8 protein-coding genes are annotated in these 7168 nt (G+C 39.4%); 2 read left to right on the plus strand and 6 right to left on the minus strand.

All coding sequences use genetic code 11. The features are described 5' to 3' along the window. On the plus strand, positions 1-217 hold a 217-nt coding region (locus tag V7149_RS22605; RefSeq protein WP_335347835.1), incomplete at its 5' end, for a hypothetical protein. Here V7149_RS22605 and V7149_RS22610 read toward each other — a convergent pair. The 4 genes from V7149_RS22610 to V7149_RS22625 all read right to left on the minus strand — a co-directional run bounded on the left by V7149_RS22610 (position 194) and on the right by V7149_RS22625 (position 3549). Next, positions 194-886 (minus strand): PspA/IM30 family protein, encoded by a 693-nt coding sequence (locus V7149_RS22610; protein ID WP_335347836.1) that lies wholly within the window; start codon positions 884-886, stop codon positions 194-196. The genes V7149_RS22605 and V7149_RS22610 overlap by 24 nt on opposite strands. A gap of 379 nt (positions 887-1265) precedes the next feature. Next, a complete protein-coding gene (gene proC / locus V7149_RS22615) occupies positions 1266-2084 on the minus strand; it encodes a pyrroline-5-carboxylate reductase (protein ID WP_335347837.1) in 819 nt (272 codons plus the stop codon). Positions 2085-2168: 84 nt separating this feature from the next. Then, entirely contained in the window at positions 2169-3110 is a 942-nt protein-coding gene (locus V7149_RS22620) for a TRM11 family SAM-dependent methyltransferase (protein WP_335347838.1), read from the minus strand. 82 nt (positions 3111-3192) lie between these two features. Continuing rightward, on the minus strand, positions 3193-3549 hold the full coding sequence (locus V7149_RS22625) for a nucleotide excision repair endonuclease (RefSeq protein WP_335347839.1): 357 nt from the start codon (positions 3547-3549) through the stop codon (positions 3193-3195). Positions 3550-3744: 195 nt separating this feature from the next. On the opposite strand from V7149_RS22625, the gene V7149_RS22630 reads away from it, so the two are divergent. Then, positions 3745-4188, plus strand: coding sequence for a GNAT family N-acetyltransferase (locus V7149_RS22630; protein WP_335347840.1), 444 nt, complete (start codon positions 3745-3747; stop codon positions 4186-4188). An 82-nt stretch (positions 4189-4270) separates the two neighbouring features. Here the strand turns inward: V7149_RS22630 and V7149_RS22635 are convergent, their stop codons facing one another. Both V7149_RS22635 and V7149_RS22640 read right to left on the minus strand, forming a co-directional pair. Continuing rightward, positions 4271-5224 (minus strand): endonuclease/exonuclease/phosphatase family protein, encoded by a 954-nt coding sequence (locus tag V7149_RS22635; protein WP_335347842.1) that lies wholly within the window; start codon positions 5222-5224, stop codon positions 4271-4273. Between the two features lie 164 nt (positions 5225-5388). Beyond that, positions 5389-6888, minus strand: a complete 1500-nt coding sequence (locus V7149_RS22640) for a malate:quinone oxidoreductase (RefSeq protein WP_335347841.1) — start codon at positions 6886-6888, stop codon at positions 5389-5391. Between the last annotated feature and the right edge of the window lie 280 nt (positions 6889-7168).

The raw sequence follows: 7168 nt of genomic DNA on the forward strand, positions 1-7168 counted from the left end.
AACATGTGGTTCTTTTACCACGAAAGGTAAAAAGATGCTCTTACGGGTAATGAACATATGGTTCTTTTACCACGAAAGGCAAAAAGATGCTCTTTCGGGCAATGAACATGTGGTTCTTTTACCGCGAAAGGCAAAAGATGCTCTTCCAGGCAATGAGAACAAATTTTTTAGACAGGTTTCCCGCCCCACAACCTTATTTCTTCATCCTCTCTTTTAATGCTGCAAGCTCACGATCAATGTCACTGTCACTGCCACTGCCACTGCCCTTTTCATCATATTTAGCTGCTAGGTCAGCAATATCATCCTTCGGGCCCGCATTTAGTTCAGCCATGGCATTCGCTTCATCTAGTGCGCGATTGACCTTTTCCTCCATTCGCTCAAATGCAGATATCGACTCTCCTGATTGGGCAGCTGATGCTCCAAGCTTATTCATTCGTTCCTGGGTCTTTGCCACTGACCATTTCGCCTTCAGCATATTCCTTCGAGATTCCAGCTCGCCAATATCCGCAACAAGCTTATCATGCATTTGCTTCATTTGCTGAGAGTTCTCTAAAGCCAATTGATATGCGGTTTGCAACTCAGATAATCTCGCTGTCAATTCTGCCTTCTTCTCTAGAAACCTTCTCGCATCCCCCTCATTCCCTGCTTCTAGTGCTTTTATCGCATAGCGTTCCATCTTCTCCAAATCCTCTTGGCACTCATGTAATACCCTTTTTGACCGCTGCTCCTCAGCCATTACCGAGGCCGTTTCCGATTTTACCTTCCCTAAATCCTTATTTAGGTTTCTTAAATATTGATCAATCATCTTCTCCGGATTCTCTGCCTTATCCAACAATGCATGAATATTGCTTGCCATAATATCCTTAAACCTTGTGATCATACTCATCTGCTCCGCTCCTCCCGTAATGGTCATTTGTGGAAACCATTACTACATTATACTGTGCACTTTTCAATAAAGTTTCACTTTTTGCCGTGGTATTTATGGGACAGGTTAATCGTCCCTTTTGTCCCGCTGTTCTTACACTAGACACACCTTATGATATGGATTCTTGGTTATGAGTCTTTTCTTATGGAAGTAGCTATTAACGGAACTGGTGGCCGTTAGCACTTGGAAGTAGGGAGAGTTTTAGTAAATAGCGGAAGGATAGTCCGTTAAATTTTTGAGTGGACTGTGGCTCCGTTATTGGCCACTCATACGCTCAAAGCCATAATAATCCTCTGAGCGCATGCTATGTTTACTGCTAATTAAAGTGTTAATACGACAATTATTTTTTCATTAATTCTTCATCTCTTTTTATCGTTGCATCCACACCCTTGATCACGGTTGAGATGAAAGCCTGATCCTCTAATGCCACTAATCCGGCTACCGTTGTCCCGCCGGGAGAGCAGACTCGATTAATGTGCACCCATGGATCCTCATCACTTTCAAGAATCATCTTTGCGCTTCCTAAAACAGCTTGTGCGGCAATTTTATTGGCTAAATCTTTCGGCAATCCATTTTTCACAGCACCACGGGCCAAGGAATCAATAAATAAATACGCATAAGCAGGTGAGCTACCAGCAATGGCCGTAAAGGTACTGAAGTGATGTTCAGGTAATTCAATTGCCATGCCAATTGCATTAAACATGTCTAGAACAAAGTCCACTTGTTCCTGACTAGCAGCTTTATTTCCGCAAACAGCTGCAGCCCCTTCACCAATCATGGCATTTACGTTCGGCATGACTCTAATAATCGCGAGTTCACTTCCTGCCTCTGTAAGCTTATGGATCTTTTCAATCGAAGTACCTGCCGCAATAGAAACAATCAGTGGATTCTTTGCTTTAATACATTCTTTCAATGGCGTTAAAACGGCCTCAAATTGATTCGGTTTGACTGCTAAAACCAATATATCCGCACATTCTACTAATTCTTCACAAGATTCACATGTGTTCGTTTCAGTTTCTCTAACAAACTGATTCATCTTTTCAGTATCTACATCGTATACAAAAATATCATTCGCTTTTGTATGTTCTTTATTAATCATCCCTTTAATGATGGCACTTGCCATATTCCCTGTTCCAACAAATCCCACTTTCATCATCATATTCTCCTTAGTGTTCATTTTTTATGAATCGCTAAAGCTACTACTTTTACTCTATTATAGATAAAACAAGGAAATCCCATTAATTTACTTACATACAATCACTTCGCGGGTAAATGATCCTTTCTTAACGACCGCTAGGTCAATCATATCAAACCCTGTGTTGACAAGAATTTCATCGATTGGTTCAACGGTTACAACTACGACCTTTCTAGCAAATCTACGAGCACTTTGAAGCATCTCAGTCTTCTCTTCTTGAGTGATGACTGAACACAAATTATACGGTAAATCAATAATCGCTACGTCATATTGATTCGTGATGTCACGGATATCAGCTAATTTCACTTCTCCAGAAAGTCCAAAATGGGCAATATTCTCCCTGGCTCCGCCAAGAACAAGTGGATTCCTGTCACTCCCCACTATATCAATCCCCATTGATAGAGCCTCCACTAGTACGGTCCCAATTCCGCAGCAAGGGTCAATGGCCTTGATTCCATTTGGATCAGGAATGGCAATATTGACAATGGCTCTTGCTACACGTGTATTAAGCGCCGTGGAGTAACTATGCGGCTTCTGTTGATGCCGAAACCAAACAGGCTCACCTTCAACATAATCTCCGAATACCCATCTGCCGTTTACCACTATGACGCCAAACAATCGCTTTGGGTGATGGAGATCAGCCACTCCATTTATATGTAGTCCAATTTTCTTCTCAATAGTACGCCGACTTTCAAACCCTACCTTTTCTATCTTTGAAGTAGAGCCATTTTTTACATATAAGACTTTAAACGTTTCACCCGTTACTTGTAAGGCTGAAACTTGTTCGAGAAGATGATCAAGGCTGTCCGCCTCCAACATAATGGAAATTCTTTCCTTTATAAATGGACTTCGGCTAGGATTCATCTTTATATGGCTTTCCACAATGCCGATTTGCGGCTCACTTCCAAGTAATGTGCGCATTTCTAAATCACATAATGAACGTTCCTCTTCATAGCAGGAATACGTATAAATATATTTACTAACCACCATTCTCATCCTTTTAAAATAATAAAAAAGGGGCAATAGGTATGATCTAATTTGACTATACCTACTGCCTCTCTCTTAATAAGCTTTATCTAAAAAACACCTTGTCTATATTGTACTTCGACTTAAGTTCATTAATGATATAAGTTTCGTAAATTTCTCTATGTACAGGATCTTCTATCACACAAACTTCGATTTTTGTAACTTCATCTCTATGCATTTTGATTGGGGATACAGTATCCTCAAAATGCTTTTTAATTCTTGGTCTCAACTTCCTTGCTTTTCCAACGAATAATAGCTCTTGTTTATTATTATAAAACATAAAAATACCACCCTTATCTCTAGGGATAAGATGAAAGTCAGTAAACCCATAAATATGGCTGAGCTCAGGATTTTTTTGTTTCGTAATGGTTACAGTTGGTTTTGGAATCGTTATGTTTATCACTTTGGTTTAGTTCCTCCTTCAGTATCTCTTTTTACTTTTACATATCTCTCTGCAATAGTCAATTTACCCCCATTTTCATAAAAGATAATACACGATGGAAAAACAGGAATGGAGGAAATGATCCGTTTATACCGAATAACTTAGAAGGTGTTATTTTTTCAGGGAGTTTTGATGAATGAAATGGAGAGTTGACATATGTTGTATTTAGAAACGATTACGAAAGACAATTGGCGTAAATCCATTTCGCTGCGTGTCCGGGAAGATCAAGTAAAGTTTGTGGCATCTAATGCGGTATCATTGGCCCAGATGAATTTCCTTGAAAACTTCCACGCAAAAGGAATTTATTACGACGAGGAAATGATTGGATTTACACTCTACGGAATTGACGAAGACGACCATGAGTATTGGATTTATCGCATAATGATTGATCAAAATCATCAAGGAAAAGGGTATGGAAAAAAAGCGATTCAACTTGTAATAGACGATATTAGGAATATAAAAGAGGATCGCCATCAAACCATCACCCTGTCTTATGAACCAACTAATGAGCACGCAAAGCTTGTTTACGAAAAAGTAGGTTTCCAAGAAATAGTCGGGTTAATGATCGGAGACGAACAAGTTTCCCGCTTTACGTTTTAATAGCAAAAAGCTGCGGATCCAAGTATCCGACAGCTTTTATTTTTCCAAATTAAAACTAGGAAAAGTTCCGAAAAACTAAAGATTACGGTAAAAATAAAGTTCCAACCATTCCAGCATGATCAGAAGGCCAGAGGGCAGTTGGGGTTCTATCGCTTTGGTCTCCTCCTACTCTTTCTGCACGAATCGGCATCCAGCCGTTTTTAAATAAAATAAAGTCTATTCTTCTATTAAGTAAGGATAGACCATTTAACAGATCCGCATCTTGACAACAAGTAAAACCGTCCCCTTGACCTGCTCCTTCCCAGACATCCCCAAATCCTTCTAATCTAAAATTTCCGTAAGTTGGTGTACCAGTGCCATCAGCATCCGAATTCAAATCTCCAAGGACAATAACCGGAAGATTGGTTTTGGCGGGCCCATTCAGTATTTCGTTCCCTTGCGCTATTTGTACACCTTCAGAAAGAGGTTCCAAATGGGTGTTGATTACCCGGAAAACACGTCCATTTGCTTTAACATCAATGTATGACCATCCTCTAACAATCAGAAAGAGTTGTCCCCCAATGGTAACTTCCAGATTTTTTTGGAATTCCTCTGATATGGATTGAATAACCTGCAACCCGGATCGCTTTCGGACTAAAATGGTGTTTCTGTCCAACAAAGATACTGAATTCCCTTCACTAGAAAGCAGTGATGCTGCAGCATTATCATTAGTGGCCGCGACTTCATAATGTAATCCTATTTTTCTTAGTTCTTTTAACAGCAATTTAATAAAATTATATTTTACGATAGGTAAACTCGGTACAGGCACTACTTGCAGCAACCATAGTTCCGCTTCTTGCAATCCAATGATATCAGGCTTATTCAATGCAATTTGACGGGCAATTTCTTTCACACGTTCGGGAAATTTGGTCGCTAGAAATTGACGAAATACCTCGGTTACACGTTGTGGAAGTTCATTAAACTCCGCAGTATAAATAGATCCCAAGTCTGCACCTACATAAAGATTCCACGTCATAAATGTAATGCGGCCCTTCATTCCCAATTTTATAAACTCCTTTTTGATCAAAGTAGTATATGTATATGGAATGAGACACAGCATATAACCTAAGGGTGATGAATAGCGCGAAAACGATGAGTATAAAAAAGAACCTTCAATCTGTAGATAGATCAAAGGTTCTATATTTTTATCCGTCCAAAAAATTAACTATGAACTAGTTCTTTTTCGATTAAACCGAGCGTTTCTGCTGTTGAAGTATGAATTTCGTGCAGAAGCTCCGGATTATCCATAAGTGACATGCCATAAGAAGGAATCATTTCTTTAATTTTCGGTTCCCACTCTTTCACATGTTGCGGGAAGCATTTATTTAAGACCTCAAGCATAACGTGAACAGCTGTAGAAGCACCTGGAGAAGCTCCTAGTAATGCAGCAATCGAGCCATCAGCGGCATTAATCACTTCAGTACCAAATTGAAGCGTTCCTTTGCCAGCTTCCGTATCTTTAATCACTTGCACACGTTGGCCCGCTACTACTAATTCCCAATCCTCAGATTTAGCGGTCGGAATAAACTCTCGTAATTCTTCCATACGCTGTTCTTTTGATAACATCACTTGCTGGATCAAGTATTTCGTCAATGACATTTCTTTTGCGCCTGCCGCCAACATCGTTAAAACATTATTTGGTTTTACTGATGTGATTAAGTCCATATTTGATCCCGTTTTTAAGAACTTCGGTGAGAAGCCGGCAAATGGTCCAAATAGCAACGATTTCTTATTGTCAATATATCTTGTATCAAGATGCGGAACAGACATCGGTGGAGCTCCAACTTTAGCTTTCCCGTACACTTTTGCATGATGTTGTTCGACAACTTTTGGATTGTTACATGCCAGAAAAATTCCGCTTACAGGGAATCCGCCAATATGTTTGCTTTCAGGAATGCCCGTTTTCTGCAGTAAATGCAGACTGCCGCCGCCGCCTCCGATAAAGACAAATTTTGCTGTATGGCGTTCGATGTTACCGGTTTCCATATTCCAAATTTTCAATTCCCATAGACCATCACTAGTCCGTTTAATATCTTCAACTTGATGTTTGTATTTAACTTCAATATCTTGATTTTTTAAATGGTCAAACAACATACGTGTTAAAGCACCAAAGTTAACGTCTGTTCCAGAGTCAATCTTTGTTGCTGCAATAGGTTCATTCGATGTACGGCCTTCCATAATAAGCGGAATCCATTCCAGTAGTTTTGCTGGGTCTTTAGAAAATTCCATCCCTTTGAACAATGGATTATTTGAAAGCGCTTCAAAACGTTTCTTCAAAAAAGTTACATTTTCTTCCCCTTGTACCATACTCATATGGGGCAATGACATGATAAAGTCATGCGGATTATTGATTAGCTTTCTGTTTACAAGATAAGACCAAAACTGCATAGAAAGCTGAAACTGTTCATTAATTTTGATAGCCTTGCTAATATCGATAGATCCGTCTGGTTTTTCGCTTGTATAGTTAAGCTCGCACAATGCTGCATGCCCTGTTCCCGCATTATTCCATTCGTTAGAGCTTTCCTCTCCTGCATTTTCGAGCTTTTCAAACACTGAAATTTCCCATTCCGGTACTAATTCTTTCAGAAGTGTCCCTAAAGTCGCACTCATGATTCCGGCACCAATTAAGATGACGTCAGTTTTAGTTTCGCTGTTGCTCATTTTAACCATCCCTTATTCCCAAAATTTGCAGAAAGGATGCAGGCTCTCCTTCTTAAGCGCCATACCAAGCGAAGGCGCGACCTAGTCCACACCGATTCTGTATCAATAATAAACTTATCGCAGTGTATCACATTTATTTATAGTATATCACATTCACTTATAAGTATAACACATTAATTTATAGATTAATATAATTACTATTATATGATAATTTTAAACTATTTAAAAGGTGAGAAAAAGTGAGAAGCTCACCAAAAAGAACCAGGTACACTCAAAAACC

Origin of the sequence: Bacillus sp. JJ1503 (genome assembly GCF_036965125.1) — a bacterium.
GTDB lineage: Bacteria > Bacillota > Bacilli > Bacillales > Cytobacillaceae > Cytobacillus.

Bases quoted from the DNA above. Each gene is read 5' to 3' on its own strand.
- V7149_RS22610 (WP_335347836.1), bottom strand. From the start codon at position 886: ATGAGTATGATCACAAGGTTTAAGGATATTATGGCAAGCAATATTCAT.
- proC (WP_335347837.1), bottom strand. From the start codon at position 2,084: ATGATGATGAAAGTGGGATTTGTTGGAACAGGGAATATGGCAAGTGCC.
- V7149_RS22620 (WP_335347838.1), bottom strand. From the start codon at position 3,110: ATGGTGGTTAGTAAATATATTTATACGTATTCCTGCTATGAAGAGGAA.
- V7149_RS22630 (WP_335347840.1), top strand. From the start codon at position 3,745: ATGTTGTATTTAGAAACGATTACGAAAGACAATTGGCGTAAATCCATT.
- V7149_RS22635 (WP_335347842.1), bottom strand. From the start codon at position 5,224: ATGAAGGGCCGCATTACATTTATGACGTGGAATCTTTATGTAGGTGCA.
- V7149_RS22640 (WP_335347841.1), bottom strand. From the start codon at position 6,888: ATGAGCAACAGCGAAACTAAAACTGACGTCATCTTAATTGGTGCCGGA.